We start from the raw sequence: 23,859 nt of genomic DNA, 5'->3' as shown, positions 1-23,859 counted from the left end.
GGGGCTCGCCGCCGGTTGCACTTGCCACCCCTCAAAAACCCCGGTTGACACCGGTGCTTCATCGGAGCGACGCTCAGTGCCCTGTCCCCTCTCCGGCTTCGAAGCCGCGATCGGGCGAGATGGTTCGAACCGTCTTCGGGATCTCGCGACCCCGCTTGAGCTCTTGCACCGTCTATGCAGGCCTCTTGGCGAAATTATGCCCTCGGGCGAACCCTCGGAGCACCTGCAGTCTCAGACAGGACTGGGTGATTCGAACCGGAAGATCGCTCTCCAGGCTCGCACAACCCATTCTTTGGCGGTAAACCGCCAAAAAACGCGAAACGGACCCCCTCGTGCGAAGCACGCTGGAGCCCACATCACTTATGGAAACAGGCAAGCGTCATAGCGCCTTCGCCCGCCTCTGCCAAGTGGCGTCTCGACCCGCAAAGGTCAAGACGCATGCTTTGGCCAGCGCGAACCGGCCAAAGCGCAGGCAAGCCCGGATCAGCCGCCGAGGACGGTGTTGGGCTCGATCTTGACGCCCGGACCCATCGTCGAAGAGATCGCGACGCGCTGGATATAGGTGCCCTTGGCGCCGGCCGGCTTGGCCTTGGCGACCGAGTCGGCGAAGGCCTTGATGTTCTCGGACAGCTTCTCGGCTGTGAACGAGACCTTGCCGACGGCGGCATGCACGATGCCGGCCTTCTCGACGCGGAATTCGACCGAACCGCCCTTGGAGGCGGCGACCGCGTTGGTGATGTCCATGGTCACGGTGCCGACCTTCGGGTTCGGCATCAGGCCGCGCGGGCCGAGCACCTTACCGAGACGGCCGACCAGCGGCATCATGTCCGGGGTCGCAATGCAGCGATCGAACTCGATCGTGCCCTTGGAGACGATCTCGACCAGCTCTTCCGCGCCGACGATGTCGGCTCCGGCCTTCTTGGCCTCTTCCGCCTTGGCGCCGCGCGCGAACACAGCGACGCGCAGGACGCGGCCCGAGCCGTTGGGCAGATTGCAGACGCCACGGACCATCTGGTCGGCGTGACGCGGATCGACGCCCAGGTTCATCGAGACCTCGACGGTCTCGTCGAACTTGGCGGTGGCGCGCTCCTTGACGAACGCGATCGCGTCGTTGAGCGGGTAGAGCTTGGTGCGGTCAATGCCTTCACGGCCCTTGACGACGCGCTTTCCGATATGTGCCATGTTCGCCCCCTCAGCCCACGACTTCCAGGCCCATGGATCGGGCGGAGCCCTTGATCATGGACGAGGCGGATTCGACCGAATCGCAGTTGAGATCGGCCATCTTCTTCTCGGCGATCTCGGTGATCTGGGCGATGGTGACCTTGCCAACATTGCCGCCGCGACCGGGGGTCTTGGAACCGGCGGTCAGGCCGGCGGCCTTCTTCAGCCAGTAGGACACCGGCGGCTGCTTCATCTCGAAGGTGAAGGAGCGGTCTTGATACGCGGTGATGATCACCGGGATCGGCATGCCCTTTTCCATCTGCGCGGTCTTCGCGTTGAAGGCCTTGCAGAATTCCATGATGTTGAGGCCGCGCTGACCCAGCGCCGGACCGATCGGCGGCGACGGATTGGCCGCGCCCGCCGGAACCTGAAGCTTCACGTAACCCGTGATCTTCTTTGCCATGATGGCTGCTCCTGCCGTCCGCCCCGATGCCTATCGGAACGACGACGACCCTGCCCGGACATTGCTTGTCCCGGACCCGGGTGGTTGCAGAGCGTGGTGCGGCATGAAGCTCCGGCTGGCGAACCGGCATGCCTCCCACGCATGTGAGGCGCGGCCTATGACACAGGACCGCGCCGAAGGGAAGAGACTAAAGCTTCTCGACCTGGCCGTATTCGAGCTCGACCGGCGTGGCGCGGCCGAAGATCGAGACGGCGACCTTCAGGCGAGCGCGGCCGTGATCGACATCCTCGACGACGCCGTTGAACGACGCGAAGGGACCGTCCGCGACCTTCACCTGCTCGCCGATCTCGAAGACGATGGTCGGCTTGGGACGCTCGACGCCCTCGGCAACCTGCCCCTTGATCCGCATCGCCTCGCTCTCGGGGATCGGCATCGGCTTGGCCTTGTCCGCGCCCAGGAAGCCCGTGACCTTCGGCGTGTTCTTGATGAGGTGATAGACCTCGTCGGTCATCTCGCACTTCACCAGCACATAGCCGGGGAAGAATTTGCGCTCGGCTTCGACCTTGCGGCCGCGGCGAACCTCGATGACCTTTTCGGTCGGGACCAGCACCTCGTCGAACTTGTCGGCGAGATTGCGCTGCGCCGCCTGATCGCGGATCGACTGCGCGACCTTGTTCTCGAAGTTCGAATAAGCGTGGACGATGTACCAGCGGGTGCTCACGTTCTTGATTCCGTTCAACGGGCGCCGAGGATGATGCCGAGCGACCAGCGGATGATGGTGTCGGTAAAGAGGAAGAACAGGCTGGAAACGACGACCATGGCGAGCACGAGGCCCGTGGTGATCAGGGTCTCGCGCCGCGACGGCCAAGTCACCTTGGACGCTTCGGTGCGAACGTCCTGCAGGAAGCTGAAAGGGCTGCTCTTGGCCATGGCACTCGCCTTAGGGTTCCGGTCATCCCGCCGCGAGCTTGTCGCCGCGACGCCGAATCGACCGTCCTGAAAGATTCGCGGCGCGGGGCTCAGGGAGCCGCGCGCCGTCATGGGATGCGTCTTACAACGGGCCGGGCCGTTAGCCAAGCACCTTTTCAGAAGGCGCGCGGCAGGTGTGTCAGACCCGCTGCGCCGCCATCAGCAGGAAGGCCGGGCGCTCCCGCTCCCTCGCCCATTCGCGATGCGCCAGAACCTGTTCCGGGCTCGGCCCCCATTCGACGAGCCGTTGCAGGGCAAAGCCGTTGCGGCTCAGCAGATCGAGATAGGTCGCGATCGTCCGGTGCTGTTTGACGACGCCCTTGGCGAGCCAGTCGGTCGTGCGCGGCCCCTCGTCGAGATAGCCGTTCACCGGCCAGGTCGCCCGCCCGGCGCCGTCCTGCGACCAGCCTTGCAGCACAGGCGCCGTCATCAGCGGATGCTCGACCGAACAGACCAGCCGCCCGCCGATGGGCAGCGCTACGGCGACGCGGGCGAGCAGGTCGCCGAGATCGACGAGATAATGAAAGGCCAGCGAGCTGTAGGCGAGGTCGAAGCCGGCCGGTTCCGGCACGAAGCCTTCGAGATCGGCGCGCTCATAGGTGATGGCAACGGCGTCGGTCTCCGTCCATGCCCGCTCCAACATTCGCTCCGACACGTCGATTCCGAGCACGCTCGAGGCGCCCTGCCCGGCCGCCCAGCGGCAAAACCAACCGAAGCCGCAGCCGAGATCGAGAACGCGCGCGCCGGCGAGATCGGGCAGCATCGCCTGGAGCGTCGGCCATTCCGGCGCGCCGTCGAGACCGTGAACCGATCGCGGCAACGCACTGTAGGCGCTGAAGAATGCGGGAGAGTCGTAGATGTTCTGCGTCATCGTCGTCCGACGGTGGCAGCGCCCGGCCGAAACTGGCACGAGGAAACTGGCAGGGGCGGTAGGGCTCGAACCTACGACAACCGGTTTTGGAGACCGGTACTCTACCAACTGAGCTACACCCCTGTAGTCGGCGGTGGTTTGCCTCAACCGCTCCGGCTTTTCAAGTCGAAAATCGCAGCAGGCCTACCGCCAGACACGAAAAAGGGCGGCGTTTCCGCCGCCCCTTCAAAGCTCTGCAGTCGGTGCCTGATCAGGCAATGATCGAAGCGACGACGCCGGCGCCGACGGTCCTGCCGCCTTCGCGGATGGCGAAGCGCAGCTTCTCTTCCATCGCGATCGGCACGATCAGGTGGACTTCCATGGCGATGTTGTCGCCAGGCATCACCATCTCGGTGCCCTCGGGCAGGTGCACCACGCCGGTCACGTCCGTCGTACGGAAGTAGAACTGCGGGCGGTAGTTGGTGAAGAACGGGGTGTGGCGGCCGCCCTCCTCCTTGGTCAGGATATAGGCCTCGGCCTTGAACTTGGTGTGCGGCTTGACCGAACCCGGCTTGCACAGGATCTGCCCGCGCTCGACATCCTCGCGCTTGGTGCCGCGCAGAAGCGCGCCGATGTTGTCGCCGGCCTGGCCCTGGTCGAGCAGCTTGCGGAACATCTCGACGCCGGTCACCGTCGTCTTCACGGTGTCCTTGAGGCCGACGATCTCGATTTCCTCGCCRACCTTGACGATGCCGCGCTCGACGCGACCGGTYACCACCGTGCCRCGRCCCGAGATCGAGAACACGTCCTCGACCGGCATCAGGAACGGCAGGTCSAGCGGACGCGCCGGCTGCGGGATGTACTCGTCGACCGTCTTCATCAGCGCGATCACCGCGTCATGRCCGATGGTCTTGTCGCCRTTGTCGAGCGCAACCTTGGCCGAACCCTTGGTGATCGGGATGTCGTCGCCGGGGAAGTCGTACTTCGACAGAAGCTCGCGGATCTCCATCTCGACCAGCTCGAGCAGCTCGGCGTCGTCGACCAGATCGACCTTGTTCATGAACACGACCAGCGCGGGAACGCCGACCTGGCGCGCCAGCAGGATGTGCTCGCGGGTCTGCGGCATCGGGCCGTCGGCCGCCGACACCACCAGGATCGCGCCGTCCATCTGCGCCGCGCCGGTGATCATGTTCTTCACATAGTCGGCGTGGCCGGGGCAGTCGACGTGAGCATAGTGACGCGCTGCCGTCTCGTACTCGACATGGGCCGTCGAGATCGTGATGCCGCGGGCTTTCTCCTCGGGAGCCTTGTCGATCTGGTCATAGGCCGTGAACGTCGCACCGCCCGTCTCAGCCAGAATCTTCGTGATCGCAGCCGTCAAAGACGTCTTGCCATGGTCAACGTGACCAATCGTTCCAATGTTGCAATGCGGCTTCGTGCGAGCGAATTTCTCTTTGGCCATGACACCCTGTTCCTGATCGACGGCCCTACGCGGCCGGAAAACGCGGTCGCATTAGGGGGTTTTCACCAGCAATGCAAGGTTTGCGCAGATCGGGTCCTTCAACCGGCCGCTGCCCCGGCCGCAGCGCTACACCCGACCAGATGCCGTGCGGCTCACGGGATGACTGCCAGCCCCTCGGGACCGAGCCTGTAGATCAGTTTGCTCACCGGAAAGCCGCCATCGGGAACCTTCGTCAGCGATCGCAGCGCCGCCACCGCCTCGGGATCGTCGGCGTCGGCAAAAACGAGCATGTCGCGCGACGGCACGCCGATGGCGACACTGCGCGGCAGATTCGGGACGTGCTTCCAGGGATTTGGCAAGATCAGGATCGACGCATTGTAGTCGCCATTGCCGACATGGAAGGCACGCAGCTTACCAAATTCCCGAATCTCCAATTTGTTGACGCGCCGGATCCAATTGTCCATGGCCGCGCGGAGCATGTCAGCGTCGCTCATCCCGTAGTCTGCGCCCTCGCCGACGGTGACGAAGCGCATCATCTTCGGCAGATCGCGCGCCACCGCGACGATGATGTCCCCGGCGAGCGGAACATGGACCAGCCGGGCCTGGGAGACGCCCTGCTTCCGCGCCATGCCGGCGAATTGCTCGAGATAGGACCGGTTCTTCAAAACCAGCACGAGTGTCGAGCGGAACCGCGCCGCCTCGGCCTCCGGCTTGGGGACCCGCTGGCCTGCCACCGCCTCGGCGACGCGTTGCGCCAGCTTGTCGAAGGCGCCCTGCCGGCTCTTCGCGTCCGGCAATCCATTGAACTTCGCGCTGAGCTGGGCCAGCCCCATCCTGACTTCATGGCCGCGAGGCGCCCGGAAGACGACATCGCCGCGTTCAATCCGCAAGTCGGTGACGCCGGTGCGACCGCTTAACAGGCCGGTCAGTAGCGCCGCCATCTCGGCCTCGCTCAGCGCACGCGGCTGGTCGAGCCGCTCGCGTCCAAGCGTCTGCGCTTCCGAGATCGTCGCGGCCGCGAGTGCGACGACGATCGCCACCAACATGGTCAGCCAGCGTGCCATGACGAGTTCCCCAACCCGCGATCACCATCGCACAAAAGAGAACATTATGGCAACATTCTTCATCGGTTCTTACGCCAGCATGGCCCCGAACACCCGCCGGTAACGAGCCACCGCTTCGTCCTCGCCCGAGACCTTCTCCGGGTTATCGGAGAGCTTGACCGCGGGCCGCCCATTCGCCTTCGAGACCTTGCAGACCAGCGACATCGGATCGAGCGCGCGCGAGCCGTCGGGCGAGCAGCCGACGAGGTCGTTGGTCAGGTCCGTGCCCCAGCCGAAGGCCATGCGGACCTTGCCGTCGAAATGGCGATGGACGCGCTCGATGGCATCGACGTCGAGCCCGTCGGAAAAGACCAGCAGCTTCTCCTTGGGATCGCGCCCGCGCTCGCGCCACCACGCGATGATCTCCTCGCCGGCCGGGATTGGCGGCGCCGAATCCGGACGAAAACCCGTCCAGTCGGCGACCCAATCGGGAGCATCGCGCAGGAAGCCCGTGGTGCCGAAGGCGTCGGGCAGCGCGATCAGCAGGTTGCCGCCATAGACCTGACGCCATTCGTCGAGGACGCGATAAGGCGCGCGCCCGAGCTCCTCGTCGCCATCGGCGAGCGCGGCCAGCACCATCGGCAGTTCATGGGCGTTGGTGCCGATCGCCTCGAGATCGTTGTCCATCGCCAGCAGCACGTTGGAGGTGCCGCTGAAGGCCGGTCCCAGCCCCTCTTTCAAGGCCTCGACGCACCAGCGCTGCCAGAGATGGCCGTGGCGCCGCCGCGTGCCGAAATCCGACAGGCGAAGATTCGGCAGCTTCTGAAGCCGCTCGACCTTGTCCCACATCTTGGCCTTGGCGCGGGCATAGAGCACATCGAGCGCAAAGCGCTTCTGGCCGTTCATGACCCGGCGTGCCCTGAGCTCGTTGATGATCGCCAGCGCCGGCACCTCCCACATCGTGGTGTGGGTCCAGGGCCCCTCGAAATGCAGCTCGTACTGCCCGTCGACCTTGCGAAGGTCGTATTCGGGCAGACGGAAATCGGCGAGCCAGGTGATGAACTCCGGCGAGAACATCTGCGTCTTGCCGTAGAACGAGTTGCCCGCCAGCCAGATCAGCTCCTTCTTCGAAAAGCGGACCTCGCGGGCATGGTCGAGCTGGGCGCGCAATTCCGCCTCGTCGACGATGTCGGCGAGGCGAATATGCCGGGAGCGGTTGATCAGCGAGAAGGTGACCTCCACCTCCGGATGGAAGGCGCGGATCATCTGCAGCATCAAGAGCTTGTAGAAATCGGTGTCGAGCAGGCTGCGGATGATCGGATCGAGCCGCCAGCCATGATTATAGGTTCGCGTCGCGATGTCGGTGAGCGTCATCGTCAGATCCTGTCGGCGTCTCGGCGCATCAGAACAGCGCCTTGAGCGCAAGGGCAAGCGAGGACGGCGCAAGCGAGGGCCAGGCCGCCGCGCCCAGCGAGAGCAGCGCGAGCGCGACCAGCAGTACGCCGAGCAGCGGCAGCACGGCCCGGAACACCGCCCCGGCCGGAACGCGGGTGATGCCGCTGACGACATAGATGAGTATGCCGAGCGGCGGCGTCAGACCATGGATCATCAGGTTGACCACGAGGATGACCCCGAACTGAATCGGATCCAGCCCCGCCGCGACCGCGACCGGCAACAGCAGCGGCGCCAACAGGAGGATCGCGGCGCCGATATCGAGGAACAGCCCGGCGACCAGCAGGACGAGGTTCGACAACAGCATCACCGCATAGGGTCCGCCACCCAGCGCCGTCACCAGCCCCGCCATCAGGTCCGAGACCCGGTCGAGCGCCAGCAGGAAGGCAAAGGGCGCCGAGGCACCGATCAGCACGCCGATCGCCGAGGCTTCCGTGGCGGTGCTGCGCAGCGCGGCGAGAACGCCCCGGCTGTTGAGGCTGCGCAGCGCGAGGCAGGTCACGAGCGCATACGTCACAGCCAGCGCCGAGGCCTCCGTCACCGTGACGACGCCGAAGCGGATGCCGACCACGACCACGATACCAAGCCCGATCGCCGGCAGCGCGCCGATGAGGCTCGATGCCCGCTCGCGCGTGGGCGCCTTTGGCGTCGCATCGACGACGTCGCGCACCGTCAGATGGATGCCGATGGCAAGCGCCAGCGCCAGCACGCCACCGGCGACGAAACCGCCGACCAGCAGCGCCCCGACCGAGAGATTGGTCGCCGTCGCCAGCAGCAGGAAGGCGATCGAGGGCGGAATGATGTTGTCGAGCATCGAGACGCCGGCGACGATCGCCGCCGCATGGGCCGGCGGATAGCCGCGCGCCACCAGCGTCGGCGCCATCACCTTGGCCCCGAAGGCGGCATTCGCGACCGATGAGCCCGAGGCGCCCGAGAACAGCACGCTCGAGACCAGCGCCGTCTGGGCAAGCCCCGCACGCCGATGCCCCACAAGGGCCGCCGCAAACCGCACCAGCCGCTCGGCGAGACCACCGGAGGTCAAAAGCTCGCCCGCGAGCAGGAAGAACGGGATCGCCAGCAGCAGGAATTTCGAGACGCCTGCGACGGTGTTCTGGACGATCGCCGGTTCCGGCAGCAGCCCCCCAAAAGCCCCGGCAATCGACGCGCCCGCGAGCAAGGCCAGCGGCAGCGGCGCGCCGAGCAAGAGCCCCGCGCCGGCCAGCACGGCCGCGGCAAGGCTCGGCGCCGTCAGGAACAGCCCGCTCGAAAGCTGCGCCAACCCGTAGAAGGCCAGGCCGAGCAGGAGCGCAGCCAGCGCATCGGCCCAGCCGCGATCCAGCGCCGCACGCAGCAAGAGCACTACCACCGTCAGCCCACCGCCGAGCGCAAACATCGCAAAGCGCAGCGATTCCGGCAGGCCGAGCACGGTGGAGGTGCCGCCGACGAGCGCGGCGACATTCGCGCCGCCGACCGCCAGCACCAGCGCACCCTGCACGGCGATGCCCCCGGCCAGCGCATCAGCAAACCGCCGGCCGCCCGCCGGCAGCAGCCGCACCAGAACGTCGAGCCGCATCGACAGGGCACCCGTGACGGCCAACGGTGCGCCGACGGCGATCAGCGCGACATGCAGCCAGATCGCCAACTCATCCGACCAGACGAAGCCGCCACCGAACAGGTAGCGCCGAGCCACGGCCGCCATCACCACGACGAACAGCGCGGCGAGAATAGCGGCACCGAGCCCTTGCAGGCAGGATTCCAGCGTGGCGAGGACGCGCGCCAGCCGGCGGGCGCCCTGCCCGCCTTCGTCCTGCCGCGTTATGCCAGAATCGCCCGCCACATCGAATCCTGTTCTGCGCCTGATCCTATATCGCCTGACTCCGGCTATGGGTCGCCCTTAGATGCGCAGCGGGTCCCGCTCGCGTTGACACAAAGGTTGATCTCGGCAAGGACCAAGCCTTGCCGGCGCCTCCTCGGTTGCGATGTCCGCCGCATATGACAATGGCCGGAGTCGGGGCTGATGGTGATGGCGCAGGCGGCGCAGTCTTTCGTCGAGAGGGTGCGCGACCGTTCGGTGGTGATCGGCGTGGTCGGGCTCGGCTATGTCGGCATCCCGCTCGCGCTGGCTGCGCTGGGCCAGGGCATCAGGGTCGTCGGCTTCGATATCGACCAGGCTCGCGTCGAGCAGATCAATGCCGGCCGCGAAACCATCAAGCACATCCCGATGGACCTGATCGTCGAGGGACTGGCGAACGGGCGTTTCGAGGCGACCACCGATTTCGAGCGGCTGGCCGAACCGGACGCCCTGCTGATCTGCGTGCCGACGCCGCTCTCGCGCCATCGCGAGCCCGACCTGTCCTATGTCGTGAAGACCACGCAGGAGATCGGTAAGCGCCTGCGCCAGGGCCAGCTCGTCGTGCTGGAATCGACGACCTATCCCGGCACCACCGACGAATTGATGCGCCCGATCCTCGAACAGGCGACGGGGTTGAAGAGCGGCACCGATTTCTACCTCGCCTATTCGCCCGAGCGTGAGGACCCCGGCAACGCCCAGTTCGGCACCTCCGACATCCCCAAGGTCGTCGGCGGCGACGGAGCCGATGCGCTCGCCATGGCGGATGCGCTTTATGCGGCGCTGGTCGTCAAGACCGTGCCGGTCTCGTCCACGGCCACCGCCGAGGCGGTGAAGCTGACCGAGAACATCTTCCGCGCCGTCAACATCGCGCTCGTCAACGAGCTGAAACAGGTCTACGCCGCGATGGGCATCGACATCTGGGAGGTGATCGACGCCGCCAAGACAAAACCTTTCGGCTACATGCCGTTCTATCCGGGGCCTGGCCTCGGCGGCCACTGCATCCCGATCGACCCGTTCTACCTGACCTGGAAGGCGCGCGAATTCGACATCGCCACGCGCTTCATCGAGCTCGCCGGCCAGATCAACACCGAGATGCCCTATCTGGTCGTGGACAGGCTCGCCGAACTCGTCGACCGCCAGCTCGGACGCAGCTTCAGCGGGGCGCGCATCCTCGTTATCGGCCTCGCCTACAAGAAGAACGTCGAGGACATGCGCGAGAGCCCGGCCCTCAAGCTGATCGAGCTGATCGAAGCCCGCGGCGCGCAGGCCGCCTATCACGACCCGCATATCCCCGCGATCCGCAAGACCCGCAAGCATGGCGGACTGACCGCCCGAACCAGCACGAAGCTGACGGCCGAAAGCCTCCAGGGCTTCGACGCCGTGCTGATCGCGACCGACCATGACGATGTCGATTACCGGCTGATCGTCGCCCATGCGAAACTCGTCGTGGACACCCGCAATGCCTGCGCCCGCCACGGGCTGGCCGGGCCGACGATCTTCAAGGCCTGAAGGCGGCACGAGCGAATCTGAGCCGACTTACGATCTCGCGGCCTAAAGACTGTCCCGGCGGATCAGGTCGGCAGCTTTTTCGGCGATCATCAGCACGGCGGCCTGGGTGTTGCCGGAGACCACCGCCGGCATGACCGCGGCATCGGCGACGCGCAGGCCGTCGATGCCGCGGACGCGCAATTCCGGATCGACGACGGCGCCGGGCCCCTGCCCCATACGGCAGGTCCCCGACGCGTGATAGATCGTCTGGCCGTTGTCGCGGGCGAAGGCGAGCCAGTCCGCATCGCTGTCGCACTCCGGCCCCGGCGCCATCTCATGGCTGCGATAGGCATCCATCGCCGGCTGTCCGACGATCTCGCGCGCGATCTTCATGCCGTCGACCATGCATTGTTGATCGGCGGCGATTGCGAGGAAATTCGGCCGGATCGCGGGGGCCGTGTCGGCGTCGGGCGCGCGGGCATGGATGGTGCCGCGCGATTCCGGCCGCAACTGCGTTACGCCGATGGTCATGCCGGGCTCGCGGTCGAGCCGGCGCTCGGCCGCGTTGGCGTAGCTCGCATGCATGAAGAAGTACTGGACGTCGGGCCCTTCGATCTCGGGCCGTGTCCGCACAAAGCCATGCGCCAGCCCGGTCCCGAGCGTCAGGATGCCCTTCCGCGTCAGGAAATACTGCGCGACCGCCGCCGCCAGCCGCCAGCCGCGCGTCGTCTCGTTCAGCGTCACCGGCAGCTTCACCCGCCAGTTCATGCGCGTGCAGAAATGGTCGCTGTAATTGGCGCCGACGCCCGGCAGGTCATGGCGGAGAGGCAGGCCGGCCGCCGCCAGCACGGCGGGGTCGCCGATGCCGGACAGTTCCAGCAGATGCGGCGTCTGGATCGCGCCTGCCGCCAGGACGACGCTGTGGCCCGCGGCCGCCTGTCGCTCCGTGCCATCCACGCGATAAGTCACGCCGGTAGCGCGCGCGCCGTTGAGATCGATGCGCAAGACATGCGCGCCGGTGATGACACGTAAGTTTGGGCGGCCGCGGGCCGGCGCCAGATAGGCATCGGCGGCGCTGACCCGTCGGCCATGGCGCTGGTTGACCTGATAATAGCCGAAGCCGTCCTGCGTCGGGCCGTTATAGTCGCGGTTGCGCGGATAGCCGGCCTGCCCGGCTGCCGCGATGAAGGCCTCGGCGATTTCCGGGCGCTCCTTGACTTGCGTCACCGGAAACGGGCCATCGCGGCCGCGCGTCGCGTCACCCTCTCCGTCATAGGCTTCGAGCTTGCGGAAATAGGGCAGCACGTCTGCGAAGCTCCAGCCGCTGCAGCCAGCCTGAGCCCAGCCGTCGAAATCCTGCGCCTGGCCGCGGACATAGATCATGCCATTGATCAGCGTCGAGCCGCCCAGCCCCTTGCCACGCGGGATCGCGATCTCGCGATTGCGCGTGCTCTCCTCCGGCTCGGTCTGGAAACGCCAGTTGAAGGTTGGATTGACCAGCAGCTTGCTGAAGCCTGCGGGGATCGGAATCCAGAAGCCCTTGCCCTCGCCGCCCGCCTCCAGCATCAGCACGCTGCGGCGGCCATCCTCGCTCAGGCGGTTGGCGAGCACGCAGCCGGCCGTGCCGCCGCCGACGATGATGTAGTCATAGGCCTCGTTGGCAGGCATTGTCATGCGGTCGCCCCGGCAAGCGGCGTGCCGCGCTCGGCCATCACCCTGACGATGCCCGCCATCACTTCTTCGCGCCCGGCGAAGGCGGCGCGTTCGAGCACCTTCGAAATCGTCGGCGAGGCCTCGCGGCCATGGACGCGCTGGACCGGTTGGTCGAGCCAGTCGAACAGGTGGCGGTGCAGCTCATCGGCCAGCATCGCGCCATAGGAGGTGCCGCGCGCGCCCTGCTCTACGATCAGGACGTTGTGCGTCTTGCGGACGCTTTCGCCGATGGTCTCCCAGTCGAGCGAGGCGCGGTCGAGCGTGCGCAGGTCGACGATCTCGGCGTCGACGCCGAGCGCCTCAACGGCCTCCAGGCTGCGATGGACCATGGCCGAATAGGTCAGGATGGTGAGGTCGCCGCCCTCGCGGACAATCTGCGCCTTGCCCAGCGGGATGGTGTAGTCGAGGTCGTCAGCGGGGATCATGCCGTTCATCTGGTAGAGATCGACATGCTCGATCACCAGCACGGGGTCGCTGCCCCTCAGAGCCGCGTTCATCAGGCCGATATAGTCCTGCGGCGTCGAGGGCGCGACGATGCGCCAGCCCGGCGCGGTCGCGAAGACGCCGGCGGGGTCGAGCGAATGCTGCGAGCCATAACCCGTGCCCATCGCGATCTTGCTGCGCAGCACCAGCGGCACGTCGGTCGTGCCGCCGAACATGTGGCGGGCCTTGCCGATCTGGTTGAAGACCTGATCGGCCGCGACCCACATGAAGTCCGGATACATGAACTCGATGATCGGACGGTAGCGCCCATCCATGGCAAGCCCGCCGGCGAGGCCCGTAAAGGCGTTCTCGCTGATCGGCGTGCCGAGCACGCGGCCGGGAAAGGCGGCGGCCAGCCCGCGCGTGGCGCCATTGGTGCCGCCCTTCAGGCGGTGGATGTCCTCACCCATGATGACGATGGACGGATCGCTCTCCATCCGGCGATGCAGCACATCGGCGATGGCATCGACGAATTTGCGCTCGACCGTCGGTCCGGCAGGCGGCCCCTCGGAAGGCAGCGCCGGCAGTTCGCCGCGCAGGCCGATATCGACAAAGGCAGTGTCGGGCCACAGATTGGGACGGATGCGGCGGCGGTTGCCCTCGGGCTCCAGCAATCGCCCGGTGATGTCCTTCATCAGGGCGACCGCGCGCTCACGTAGATCGGCCACGGCTCCGTCATCGATCAGCCCCAGCGCCGTCATTTCGGTCGCGACGCGCGCCAGCGGATCGCGGGCTCGCCAGGCGGCCTCCTCGTCCTTGGTGCGATAGCCGAAAGCGGAGCCGGGCAGCGGCCCGTTCTGGTGGAAGTAGCGATAGACCTCGAGTTCGATCAGGGCCGGCCCCTTGCCGGCGCGCGCGAGCGCTGCGGCTTCCTGCGTCGCCAGATGCACGGCGAGCGGGTCCATGCCGTCCACGCGCCAGGCGGGGATGCCGAAGCCGGGCCCGCGCCCCGACAGGCGCGTCTCGCAGGTCGCCTCATCGACATGGGTCGCGACGGCATAGAGGTTGTTCTCGACGACGAAGAGCAGCGGCACAGCCCATGCTGCGGCGAGGTTCATCGTCTCCAGCGTCGAGCCGATATTGATCGCGCCGTCGCCGAAAAAGGTCACCGCGAGATCGCCGGTGCCGGCGAGCTTGTGGGCCATGGCGGCGCCGGCCGCGAGCGGCACGCCGCCGCCGACGATGGCGTTGGTGCCGAGCGCGCCGGCTTCGATCCAGCGCAGATGCATCGAGCCGCCGCGGCCATGGCCGAAGCCGGGTTCGAGGCCGAGGATCTCCGCCAGGCTCCGGTGCAACATGCCCTCGACCGGCAGCGCGAAATCCGAGACCGGATCGAGCGTCGGCGCGAGATAGGACAGTGTCTTGGCCAGGAACTGGTGGTGGCCGCGATGCGAGCCGTTGACCTGATCGGAGGCACGCAGGCCGATCACGGATCCAACCGCCCCGCCCTCCTGCCCGATCGAGGAATGGGCCGGGCCATGGACCAACCCCTCGCCGGCGAGTTCGAGCACGCTCTCCTCGAAGGCGCGAATCAGGTGGAGCTGCGTCAGCATGCTGCCGAGCAAGGCAGGATCGGCAGCCTTCCAGTCGGCCGGGGTGGAGCGCAGCGCCGTCCAGGGCGCCTGCGCGTGGAGCTTTTCGCGGATGGGCATCAGCACCCTCCTCCGACCGCCGAGGCGAACAACACCCCATCCGAGCCCTCATCCTGAGGAGCGCCGCAGGCGCGTCTCGAAGGAGGTTCCAGATGGTTCGGGAACCTCCTGAAGCATCCTTCGAGACGCCATTCCCAAGGGAATGGCTCCTCAGGATGAGGGCTGTAGGAATGGCTGACCAAATTCTCAGAGATAACCATTGGCGCTCCAGCCTCCATCGACCCCGGCGACCTGCCCCGTAATCGCGCTCGCCTCGTCGCTGGCGAGGAAGGCGGCGAGATCGGCCACCTCTCCGGGCTCGATGAAGCGGCCGATCGGCATGCGATTCGTCAGCGCGTCGGCATCGAGCCGGCCGCGTGCGATCAGGTCGTCGAGGAAAGGCGTGCGGACATAGCCCGGCGCGAGCGCGTTGACGCACAGGCCATGGCGCGCCCATTCGAGCGCCAGCGCCTTGGCCATCATCGCGACGCCGCTCTTGGAGACGCAGTAGCCGATGCGCTCGGGCGCGGCGACGACGCCATACATCGACGCCATCAGCAGGATGACACCGCGCTTGCGCGGGACCATGCGGCGCCCGGCGGCCTGCGCCGTCAGAAAGACGCCGTCGAGATTGACGGCCATCACCCTGCGCCAATCGGCGAAGCTCAGATCCAGTGTCGGAGAATTCTGCGAGATGCCGGCATTGGCGACGACGATGTCGAGCGGGCCTGTCCCGGCCTCGGCCTGGCCGAAGGCCGCGTCAACCGCTTCCGGATCGCAGACGTCGCAGGTGATGAAGGCCGCGTTCTCGATACCGGCCAGCGCCTCAGTGGCAGCCGCGTCCCGGTCGAGCACGACGACACGGGCGCCGCGTCCGGCGAAACGCCGGGTCATCGCGAGCCCAAGACCGGAGGCGCCACCCGTGATCAGCGCGACCTTGCCGGCGAGGTCGCGGTTGCGATCGGGAACCGGGGTGGCGCTCATGGCGTGATGCCCGGTGACGTCATGCCCATGAAATCGCCCATCATCTCGAGCTGGCATTCGAGCATCGGCAGGCCGTAATGGATGCGGCAGCCCCTGGCCTGGGCGGCTGCGAGCAATGCGGTGACGCGGGGCTGCATGATGACCTCGGCGACGATCTGGCCGGGCACGAGCCGCGAAGCGTCGAGCGGCAGAGGATCCCCCCCGGCGAGGCCAAGCGAGGTGCCGTTGACGACGATGTCGGGGGCGGCCGCACCGGGTTCGTCGAGATCGATGGGCAGCGCCGGAAAGGCCGATGCCAGCCGCCGCGCCAGATCCTCCGACTTCGCCCGCGTGCGGTTGGCGATCGAGAGGCCGGCGACACCCGCTTCGGCGAGTGCGAAGGCCACCGCATTGGCGGCACCGCCTGCCCCAAGCAACAGAACCCGGCGGCCCTTTGGCTCGAAGCCCTCGCGCCGCAGCCCCGCGACGAAGCCGAGCCCATCGAGGATTTCGCCGACGAACCGGCCATCGGCCCCGCGCCGGACGCAGTTGACCGCGCCGACCAGTTCGGCCTGTCGGGAAACCGCGTCGCAGAGCGCGACGATCGCCGTCTTGTGCGGGACGGTGACGACGAAGCCGCCGAGCGTCTTCATCCGTTTGAGGCCGGCGACCACGGTGGTGAGGTCATCGACCCCGACATGGACCGGCACCATCACTCCGTCATGGCCACGCCTCTGCATCAGCGCGTTCAGCTTCTGCGGCGTCTGCACATGATGGACCGGGTCGGCGAGGATCGCATAGATCCGGGTGTGGCCGGAGATCTCCGTCATCTGCTCTAAATCCCGAGATAGGCGGTCTTGATGTGGGGATCGGCGAGAAGGCCGGCGCCTGTGTTCTCCATGGCGATGCGGCCGTTCTCGATCACATAGGCGCGCTGCGCGATCTTGAGCGCGTGGAAGGCCTTCTGCTCGACCAAGAGCACCGTCGTGCCCATGGCGCAGATGCGCTCGACGATGCCGAACATCTGCTGGACGATGATCGGCGCGAGGCCGAGCGAGGGTTCGTCCAGCATCAGCAGCCGGGGCTTGGCCATCAGCCCGCGCGCGATCGCGACCATCTGCTGCTCGCCGCCCGAAAGCGAGCCGGCGAGCTGGTCGAGCCGTTCGCGGACGCGCGGGAAGATCTCCAGCACCTCCTCGAAGCGGGCGGCCGAGCCGTCGCGGGCATTGGCGTGGTAGCAACCCATCATGACGTTGTCCCGGACGGTCATGACCGGGAAGAGCTGGCGGGCTTCCGGCACCATGACGAGGCCGCGCCCGACGATGTCGGCGGGCGTCGCGCCTGCGATCTGGTGGCCGTCGAACTCGATTGTGCCGGAATCGGGCTTCACGAGCCCGGAGATCGCGCGCAGCAGCGTGGTCTTGCCGGCGCCGTTGGCGCCGATGATGGTCACGACCTCGCCCTTGCCGATCCTGATCGAGACGTCCTGGAGGATCGTGGTGCGGCCGTAGCCGGCCGTCAGCTCAGAGACCTTGAGCATTGGCGAAATCCTCTCCGAGATAGGCCTCGATCACCCGGCGATCCCTGACCACGGATTGCGGATCGCCCTGCGCGATCACCTTGCCGGAATCGATCACGATGATGCGGTCGGACAGGCTCATGATCGCCTGCATGTTGTGCTCGATCGCGATCACCGTGACGCCGGCATCGCGGATGGCGCGGATCAGCGCGACCATCGTCTGCGTATCGGTCTGACTCTGGCCGGCCATGACCTCGTCGAGCAGCAGGATATCGGGCTCGGTCGCAAGCGTGCGGGCGACTTCGAGGCGCTTGAGATCGCCAATCGGCAGGTTGCGGGCCTCGACCTCGCGGACATGCTGCAGGCCGACCAGCGACGACACCCGCAGCGCCACTGCACGCGCCGAGGCGACATCGGGATTGCGCATGAAGGCGCCGATCATGATGTTCTCGATCACCGTCAGCTTGCCGAACGGCTGAACGATCTGAAAGGTACGCCCGACACCGGCGCGGGCGAAGGCATCCGCGGTTGCCGGCGTCGTCGCCTTCCCGCCCGAGACGATGGCGATGCTGCCGGACGAGGGCTGGAGGAAGCCGGAGATCTGGTTGAACAGCGTCGTCTTGCCGGCGCCATTGGGGCCGATGATGCCGAGGATCTCGCCGCGCTTGAGCACCATCGAGACGTCGTCGGTCGCGGTCAGGCCGCCGAAGCGCATGACGAGATTCTTCGCCTCCAGCATGGTCTCACCGGGGGTGCCGCCGATCTGGCGCAATGCCGGAGCTTCCTGCTCCGGCCGGGGCTGCCCGCCCGGCAGCCTGTCGATCCAGCGCCCGACACGAGTCCCGAAGGTGCCGACCAAGCCGCCCGGCAGCGTCAGGGTGATCAGCACGAGCACGGTGCCGTAGACGAAGCCGTGCAGGCCGTTGGCGGAGGCGCCAAGCCAGCCGCGCGCCAGTTCCGCGATCGGAACCACCAGCACCGTGCCGAGCAACGGGCCCGCGACCGTGCCGAGCCCGCCGATCAGCGAGAACATCGCCACCTCGATCGAGGTCGAGAGCGAGAACATCGTCGCCGGCTCGAGGAAGGTCGTATACATCGCGTGGAAGGAGCCGATCAGGCTGGTCAGCGCGGCCGAGATCACGACGGCCTTCAGCTTGACGTCGGTCGGGCTGATGCCGGCGGCGGAGGCCGCGTCCTCGCGCTCGCGCACCGCCGTCAGATAGTAGCCGAGCCGCGCATTGCGGATGACCCAGGACACGATCAGCGTCAGCAGCAGCAGGCCGAAGGCAATGATCAGGTAGTTGAATTTGTCCTGGAAGATCATCCAGGCCCAGCCGATCTTCAGCGGCACGATCAGCCCCGCCGATCCGCCGGTGACGCCGTGGAAGTGGATCGCCAGCAGGCGGATAACCTCGAGGAAGGCAATCGTCGCCAGCGAGAAGAACGGCCCGCGCAGGCGAAAGCAGGGATAGCCGATACAGACAGCGACCACAGCCGAGAGCGCAGCGCCCGCCCACATGCCGATCCAGGGCGAGAGGCCGACATGCTGGATCAGCAACGCGGTCGTGTAGCCGCCGATGCCGTAGAACATCATATGGCCGAGCGAAAGCTGGCCGGCATAGCCGCCGACGATGTTCCAGGCGGTCGAGAGGCCGGCGAAGACGCAAATCGTCACGAAGACGTGGATGATGAAGGCTGAATCGCTGAGCGCCGGGATGATCAGCAGCAGCGAGAGCAGCAGCAGCGCGACGTAGACGCGCGGATGGGTCAGCGCGGAAAGCCGGCTTGGCTTCACCACGGCGACGGGTGCTGCGGTTGCGATCGGGGAGGTCATGCGCTCACTCCGTCCCACGGCCGAAGCCGAACAGGCCGGTCGGCTTGAAGATCAGGATCAGGATGAAGATCGCGAAATAGACGACCTCCTTGAGATCGGGCGCGATGTAGTAGCCTGACAGGCTGTCGACGATGCCGATGATCATCGCGCCGGCAAAGGCGCCGTACATGCTGCGCATGCCGCCGAGCACGACGACGACGAAGGCGGTCAGCACGAAATAGGAGCCGATCGTCGGCGTCACCGGGAACAGCGGCATGACCAGCGCGCTGGCGAGCCCGACGCAGGCCGCGCCCAGCCCGAAGGAGATGATATAGATGCGGTCGACCCGCACGCCCATCAGCAGCGCGGCGTTGCGATTCTGCGCCGTGGCCCGGATGGCGCGGCCAAGCGGCGTCTTCTGCATGAAGAGGTGCAGACCTGCGACCAGCGCCAGCGCGCAGGCGAGGATGACGATCTGTCCCGACAGCACCGTGTAGCCACCGAGCGAAACCGACTGGCGGGCGCTGGGCGTCGAGACCGAATAGAGATCGGCCCCGAAGATCATCAGCGCCAGGTTCACCAGCGCCGTCGAGAGGCCGACCGTGGCGAAGATCTGGATGTGCTCGTCGGCATTCAGCAGCGGCTGGATGATGAAGCGCTGCACCAGCGCGCCGACGCAGAACAGCAGCACGACCACCGGCACAGCCGAGACGTAAGGGTGCCAGCCCAGCTTGGTGGCGAGCAGATAGGTCGCGTACATGCCGATCATCAGGAATTCGCCATGGGCGAAGTTCACGACGCGGACGATACCGAAGATCAGCGTCAGGCCGACGCTGATGATGGCGTACATGCTGCCAAGCATGATGCCGTTGAGCAGCAACTGGACAAGCACGTCCATGAAGGGCGTCTCCGAAGTCGAATCTGTCGAAGCAAAGGATGTCGGACGCGGAGCATGAGAGGGCCGCTGTCGGCGGCCCTCAGCCTTCATCATGTCCGCAAGGGGTAGACCGGGCCGCGGCGTCAGTTGGTGCCGATGCCGACCTTCATCTTGGCCACGGCCGCATCGGCCGGGAACACAGTGACGAGCTCGCCGCTCTGCCACTGCATCAGGAAGGGCACGGCGCGGCTGTTCTGCCCGCTCTCGGCGAATTTCGCACCCCAGCCCGTCGCGGTGCCGCCGACGGGCACATCGACAGCCATCACGGCCGTGCGGATCGAGGCCGCCTTCAGGTCCGGCGCCTTCTCCATGGCGTCGAGGAAGACCAGCGCGCCCATGTAGTTGGCCAGCGAATGGCCCGAGCGCGGCGCCGTGCCGTATTTGGCCTGGTATTTCTTGACGAAATCATCGACGCCGGGCGCCGCCTTCGGATTGGTGCGGAACTGGGTGAAATCGACGTTGAGCGCGCCTTCCATGTGCTCCGCGCCGATTGCCAGCATGGTGTCGCGCAGCGAGTAGCCGCCGCCGGCGCCGATCATGGCCTTGGGCTTGAAGCCCTGCTCTTTCATCTGGCGGAAGAACAGCACGGTGTCGTTCTGGTAGGAGGTCTGCAGCACGACATCGGCACCGGCCGTCTTGAGACGGAGGATCACCGGTGTCAGGTCGACCGACTTCGCCGAATAGGGCAGCGTCTCGACGATGGTGACACCCTTCTCCTTGGCCCGGGCCGTCTGGTAGCCGGCGACGGTCTGGCCGTAGAGCGAATCCTCGTGGATGATCGCGACCTTGAGCGACTTGGCCTCGACGCCGAGCGCCGGCGCGATGGCCTCGCCCACGGCATCAACCATGCGGGCGGCGAAATCGCGCGCGGTCGGGTTGGTGCGGTAGACGTTCTTGAAGCCGCGCTCGGTGATCGGGTCGGAGATCGCGCCGAGCTCGAAATAGGGCACGCCGGCCAGCTCCGCGACCTGCGTCGCCGCGATCGAGAGCGAGGACGAATAGGTCCCGAAGATCACCGGTACCTTGTCGACCGAGGTCAGGCGCCGCGCCTCGCCGACGGCCTGGTTGGGCTCGACCGCATCGCCCTTGACGATCTCGATCTTCTGCTTCTTCAGCCCGCCGGCGGCATTGCGCTCCTCGATCGCGATCTCGAGGCCCCGGAAGCTTTCGTCGCCGAGCAGCGCGAGGCCGCCCGAGAATGGATAGAGTGCGCCGATCTTGACCTGGGCAACGGCTGGTACGGCCGACAGAGTCAATACCGCAGCCAGCGCTGCGCGCGTTACGAACCTCATCATGTCCTCCCTGGGACCGCTGTCACGAGCATTTCTTGCGGTCCCCATCGTCTGATGCGTCCCGGCCGGACGTTTCGCCGACGGCCGGATAATGCAGATAACCAAGTTGCCTGACAAGTAGGGTTTTGCTAACGCTTGAACCAAGGCAGGGCGAACGGCACAAGAGCGGTTCAAGCCCAGGCTGGAGCATCGTTTGGTCCAGCGATAAACGAGCCCGAATTCAGGGAGAGACGACGATCATGGCATTGCCGCAGACGATGAAGCAGGTGCGCTTTTCCGGGCCGGGCGGCCCGGAGGTGATCGAGATCGAGACCGCGCCGCTGCCGAAGCCCGGCCCCGGCCAGGTGCTGATCGCGGTCGCGGCAGCGGGAATCAACCGGCCAGACTGCCTGCAGCGCGCCGGCGGATATCCGCCTCCCCCCGGCGCGACGCAGATTCCCGGGCTCGAGGTCTCCGGCCATATCGCTGCCGTCGGCAACGGTGTCGCGGAAAGCCGCATCGGCGAAGCCGTCTGCGCGCTGGTGATCAGCGGCGGCTATGCGCAATACGCCGTGGCCGACGAGCCGCTCTGCCTGCCGGTGCCGAAGCCGCTGTCGCTGCTGGAGGCCGGCGGGCTGCCCGAAACGTATTACACCGTCTACGACAACGTCTTCACGCGTGGGCGCCTGAAGAAGGGCGAGACGATCCTCATCCATGGCGGCTCCAGCGGCATCGGCTCGACCGCGATCCAGCTCGCCAGGCATGCCGGTGCGACCGTCTATGCGACGGCCGGCTCGCCAGAGAAATGCGCCTTCTGCCGCTCGCTCGGCGCCGAGCAGGCGATCGACTATCGCGCCACGGACTTCGTCGAGGAGGTCAAGCGGCTGACCGACAAGAAGGGCGTCGATGTCGTGCTGGATATGGTCGGCGGCCCCTATATCCAGCGCAACATCAACATCCTGGCGCTGGAGGGGCGGCTGGTGCAGATCGCCTTCCTGCAGAGCAGCAAGGCCGATCTCGACCTGATGAACGTGATGCTGCGACGCCTGACGCTGACCGGCTCGACGCTGCGGGCGCGCTCGGTCGCGCTCAAGGCCGAGATCGCCGCGCACTTACGCCGCGATGTCTGGCCGCTGCTGGAAGCCGGCACGGTGAAGCCGATCATCCATGCCACATTCCCGCTGGAGCAGGCGCGGCAGGCGCATGAGCTGATGGAATCGAGCGCCCATCTCGGCAAGATCATGCTCGAGGTCGGCAAGTGAGCAGCCATCTGACCAGCCATCGCGGCAAGGTCGTGCTCGTCACCGGCGCCGGGCGCGGCATCGGCCAGGCGATCGCCGACGCCCATGCCGCGGCCGGCGCCAGCGTCGCCTATCTCGACCATGATCCTGCGCTCGCGGAGGCGGCGGCCGAAGCTGCGCGGGCCCGCGGTGCGACGACGCTGGCGGTTTCCGCCGATGTCGCCGACGAGGCTTCGGTCAACGCGGCCGTGGCGCGCATCACCGACGTGCTCGGGCCGATCGGTGTGCTGATCAACAATGCCGGCGTCTCGCCCAAATCAGGGGCGGACGGCAAGCGCGCCGTTCTGGGCGAGATGAGTGCCGCCGAATGGCGCCGGGTGCTCGACGTCAACCTGACGGGCGCGTTCCTTTGCGCCAGCGCGGTCGTGCCCGCGATGCGCGCGGCTGGGCGCGGCTCGATCGTCAGCGTCTCCTCGGTCGCCGGCAAGACCTATTGCGACATTGTCGGCGTCCACTATGCCGCGACCAAGGCGGCGCTGATCGGCTTCACCAAGCATCTGGCGGGCGAACTCGGCCCCGACGGCATCACCGTGAACGCGGTGGCGCCGGGCCGGATCGACACGCCGCTGATGCGGGGCACGGCTCCGGAAGCCAACGAGGCGGCGCGGATGGCGACGCCACTGCGCCGGCTCGGCAGCCCCGAGGATGTCGCCCAGACCTGCCTGTTCCTGACCTCCGACAACGCCGCCTTCGTCACCGGACAGGTCTGCGACGTGGCCGGCGGCTGGCTGATGACCTGAGGCGCGCCGTGATCGACTTCTCCCGCAAGGTGCTGCTGTTGACGGGCGCGAACGGGGCAATCGGACGGGCCATCACGACGCTCTTTCACCGCCACGGCGCGACGTGCGCGCTGACCGACCTCGATATCGATGGCATGACGGCGTTCGCCCGCGAACTCGATCCCGGCGGAGAACGCGTGCTGGCGCTGCGGCAGGATGCGGCGCTGGCCGTGGACGCCGAGCGCGTGGTCGAAGCCACGGTGGCACGCTTCGGGCGCATCGATGCGCTGGTGACCGCAGCGGGGCTCTATCGCGACCGGCTGGTCAGCGAGATGAGCGAGGCCGAATGGCGCCAATCGATCGCGATCAATCTCGACGGCGTCTTCCATAGCTGCCGCGCCGCCATCCCACATCTGGCGGAGGGCTCGACGATCGTGAACATCGCCTCGATGGCCGGCCATCGCGGCAGCTACGCCCATGCGCATTATGCGGCGGCCAAGGGCGGCGTGCTCAGCCTGTCGCGCTCGCTGGCGCTCGAACTGGCGCCGAAGATTCGCGTCAATGCCGTCTCGCCGGGGCTGATCGAGGGGCCGATGGTGCAGCCGCTCATCGCGAGGAAGCCGGAGCTGATCCAGACCACCCCGATGAAGCGGTTGGGAACGGCTGACGAGGTCGCGGGCGTCGTTGCTTTCCTGTGCTCCGATCTGGCACGGTTCGTCACCGGCGAGACCATTCACGTCAATGGCGGCCTGCACATCGCCAGCTAGGA

The 23,859-nt window shown here is 66.8% G+C and carries 21 protein-coding genes and 1 tRNA gene; 4 read left to right on the top strand and 18 right to left on the bottom strand.

Going from position 1 to position 23,859, the window contains the following annotated elements; all coding sequences use genetic code 11:
• Positions 1 to 483: 483 nt before the first annotated feature.
• The 10 genes from rplA to AC1DYU_RS17200 all read right to left on the bottom strand — a co-directional run bounded on the left by rplA (position 484) and on the right by AC1DYU_RS17200 (position 9,237).
• Complete coding sequence (gene rplA, locus AC1DYU_RS17245) at positions 484 to 1,182, bottom strand: 50S ribosomal protein L1 (protein ID WP_158487546.1); 699 nt, start codon at positions 1,180 to 1,182, stop codon at positions 484 to 486.
• A 10-nt stretch (positions 1,183 to 1,192) separates the two neighbouring features.
• The gene (rplK, locus tag AC1DYU_RS17240) at positions 1,193 to 1,624 is read right to left on the bottom strand and encodes a 50S ribosomal protein L11 (RefSeq protein ID WP_054144026.1); all 432 of its coding nucleotides are present in this window, start codon (positions 1,622 to 1,624) and stop codon (positions 1,193 to 1,195) included.
• A 187-nt stretch (positions 1,625 to 1,811) separates the two neighbouring features.
• A complete protein-coding gene (gene nusG / locus AC1DYU_RS17235) occupies positions 1,812 to 2,345 on the bottom strand; it encodes a transcription termination/antitermination protein NusG (protein ID WP_158487547.1) in 534 nt (177 codons plus the stop codon).
• Positions 2,346 to 2,359: 14 nt separating this feature from the next.
• Positions 2,360 to 2,554 (bottom strand): preprotein translocase subunit SecE, encoded by a 195-nt coding sequence (secE, locus tag AC1DYU_RS17230; RefSeq protein ID WP_054211887.1) that lies wholly within the window; start codon positions 2,552 to 2,554, stop codon positions 2,360 to 2,362.
• A gap of 178 nt (positions 2,555 to 2,732) precedes the next feature.
• Complete coding sequence (locus AC1DYU_RS17225; RefSeq protein ID WP_476792686.1) at positions 2,733 to 3,464, bottom strand: class I SAM-dependent methyltransferase; 732 nt, start codon at positions 3,462 to 3,464, stop codon at positions 2,733 to 2,735.
• A gap of 47 nt (positions 3,465 to 3,511) precedes the next feature.
• Positions 3,512 to 3,587, bottom strand: a tRNA-Trp gene (locus tag AC1DYU_RS17220).
• Positions 3,588 to 3,714: 127 nt separating this feature from the next.
• The gene (gene tuf, locus AC1DYU_RS17215; protein ID WP_476792685.1) at positions 3,715 to 4,905 is read right to left on the bottom strand and encodes an elongation factor Tu; all 1,191 of its coding nucleotides are present in this window, start codon (positions 4,903 to 4,905) and stop codon (positions 3,715 to 3,717) included.
• A 152-nt stretch (positions 4,906 to 5,057) separates the two neighbouring features.
• Positions 5,058 to 5,969, bottom strand: coding sequence for a DUF1444 domain-containing protein (locus tag AC1DYU_RS17210; RefSeq protein WP_476792684.1), 912 nt, complete (start codon positions 5,967 to 5,969; stop codon positions 5,058 to 5,060).
• Between the two features lie 69 nt (positions 5,970 to 6,038).
• Positions 6,039 to 7,322 carry a nicotinate phosphoribosyltransferase gene (gene pncB / locus AC1DYU_RS17205; RefSeq protein WP_476792683.1) on the bottom strand — a complete coding sequence of 428 codons (1,284 nt, stop codon included), beginning with the start codon at positions 7,320 to 7,322 and terminating at the stop codon, positions 6,039 to 6,041.
• Between the two features lie 28 nt (positions 7,323 to 7,350).
• Positions 7,351 to 9,237: a TRAP transporter large permease gene (locus tag AC1DYU_RS17200; protein WP_476792682.1), complete on the bottom strand. Its 1,887-nt coding sequence runs from the start codon at positions 9,235 to 9,237 to the stop codon at positions 7,351 to 7,353.
• A 186-nt stretch (positions 9,238 to 9,423) separates the two neighbouring features.
• Here AC1DYU_RS17200 and AC1DYU_RS17195 point away from each other — a divergent pair, with 186 nt between their 5' ends.
• Positions 9,424 to 10,761, top strand: a complete 1,338-nt coding sequence (locus tag AC1DYU_RS17195) for a nucleotide sugar dehydrogenase (RefSeq protein ID WP_476792707.1) — start codon at positions 9,424 to 9,426, stop codon at positions 10,759 to 10,761.
• Between the two features lie 42 nt (positions 10,762 to 10,803).
• Here the strand turns inward: AC1DYU_RS17195 and AC1DYU_RS17190 are convergent, their stop codons facing one another.
• From AC1DYU_RS17190 to AC1DYU_RS17155, 8 genes are all read right to left on the bottom strand, one after another.
• The gene (locus AC1DYU_RS17190) at positions 10,804 to 12,414 is read right to left on the bottom strand and encodes a GMC family oxidoreductase (RefSeq protein WP_476792681.1); all 1,611 of its coding nucleotides are present in this window, start codon (positions 12,412 to 12,414) and stop codon (positions 10,804 to 10,806) included.
• Positions 12,411 to 14,588, bottom strand: coding sequence for an alpha-ketoacid dehydrogenase subunit alpha/beta (locus tag AC1DYU_RS17185; protein ID WP_476792680.1), 2,178 nt, complete (start codon positions 14,586 to 14,588; stop codon positions 12,411 to 12,413). Before AC1DYU_RS17185 ends, AC1DYU_RS17190 begins: the two co-directional genes overlap by 4 nt.
• A gap of 186 nt (positions 14,589 to 14,774) precedes the next feature.
• Positions 14,775 to 15,551 carry an SDR family NAD(P)-dependent oxidoreductase gene (locus tag AC1DYU_RS17180; protein ID WP_476792679.1) on the bottom strand — a complete coding sequence of 259 codons (777 nt, stop codon included), beginning with the start codon at positions 15,549 to 15,551 and terminating at the stop codon, positions 14,775 to 14,777.
• The gene (locus AC1DYU_RS17175; protein WP_476792678.1) at positions 15,548 to 16,360 is read right to left on the bottom strand and encodes a shikimate dehydrogenase family protein; all 813 of its coding nucleotides are present in this window, start codon (positions 16,358 to 16,360) and stop codon (positions 15,548 to 15,550) included. The genes AC1DYU_RS17180 and AC1DYU_RS17175 overlap by 4 nt, the downstream gene beginning before the upstream one ends.
• Before the next feature lie 5 nt (positions 16,361 to 16,365).
• The gene (locus tag AC1DYU_RS17170; RefSeq protein ID WP_158486318.1) at positions 16,366 to 17,070 is read right to left on the bottom strand and encodes a branched-chain amino acid ABC transporter ATP-binding protein; all 705 of its coding nucleotides are present in this window, start codon (positions 17,068 to 17,070) and stop codon (positions 16,366 to 16,368) included.
• Positions 17,054 to 18,883, bottom strand: a complete 1,830-nt coding sequence (locus tag AC1DYU_RS17165; protein WP_476792677.1) for a branched-chain amino acid ABC transporter ATP-binding protein/permease — start codon at positions 18,881 to 18,883, stop codon at positions 17,054 to 17,056. The genes AC1DYU_RS17170 and AC1DYU_RS17165 overlap by 17 nt, the downstream gene beginning before the upstream one ends.
• Before the next feature lie 4 nt (positions 18,884 to 18,887).
• Positions 18,888 to 19,760 carry a branched-chain amino acid ABC transporter permease gene (locus tag AC1DYU_RS17160; protein WP_108050485.1) on the bottom strand — a complete coding sequence of 291 codons (873 nt, stop codon included), beginning with the start codon at positions 19,758 to 19,760 and terminating at the stop codon, positions 18,888 to 18,890.
• A gap of 122 nt (positions 19,761 to 19,882) precedes the next feature.
• Complete coding sequence (locus tag AC1DYU_RS17155; RefSeq protein WP_476792706.1) at positions 19,883 to 21,091, bottom strand: ABC transporter substrate-binding protein; 1,209 nt, start codon at positions 21,089 to 21,091, stop codon at positions 19,883 to 19,885.
• Positions 21,092 to 21,330: 239 nt separating this feature from the next.
• Between AC1DYU_RS17155 and AC1DYU_RS17150 the strand changes: the two genes are divergently transcribed.
• Genes AC1DYU_RS17150 through AC1DYU_RS17140 form a run of 3 tightly spaced genes read left to right on the top strand, consistent with a single transcriptional unit; the run spans position 21,331 to position 23,857 of the window.
• Complete coding sequence (locus AC1DYU_RS17150; protein WP_476792676.1) at positions 21,331 to 22,332, top strand: NAD(P)H-quinone oxidoreductase; 1,002 nt, start codon at positions 21,331 to 21,333, stop codon at positions 22,330 to 22,332.
• Complete coding sequence (locus tag AC1DYU_RS17145) at positions 22,329 to 23,111, top strand: SDR family oxidoreductase (RefSeq protein ID WP_476792675.1); 783 nt, start codon at positions 22,329 to 22,331, stop codon at positions 23,109 to 23,111. Before AC1DYU_RS17150 ends, AC1DYU_RS17145 begins: the two co-directional genes overlap by 4 nt.
• A gap of 8 nt (positions 23,112 to 23,119) precedes the next feature.
• Complete coding sequence (locus tag AC1DYU_RS17140) at positions 23,120 to 23,857, top strand: SDR family NAD(P)-dependent oxidoreductase (RefSeq protein ID WP_476792674.1); 738 nt, start codon at positions 23,120 to 23,122, stop codon at positions 23,855 to 23,857.
• Positions 23,858 to 23,859 lie beyond the last annotated feature (2 nt).

The sequence above is a fragment of the Allobosea sp. P2_B12 genome, from assembly GCF_056404835.1.
This window is presented reverse-complemented; position numbering and strand designations above follow the sequence as displayed.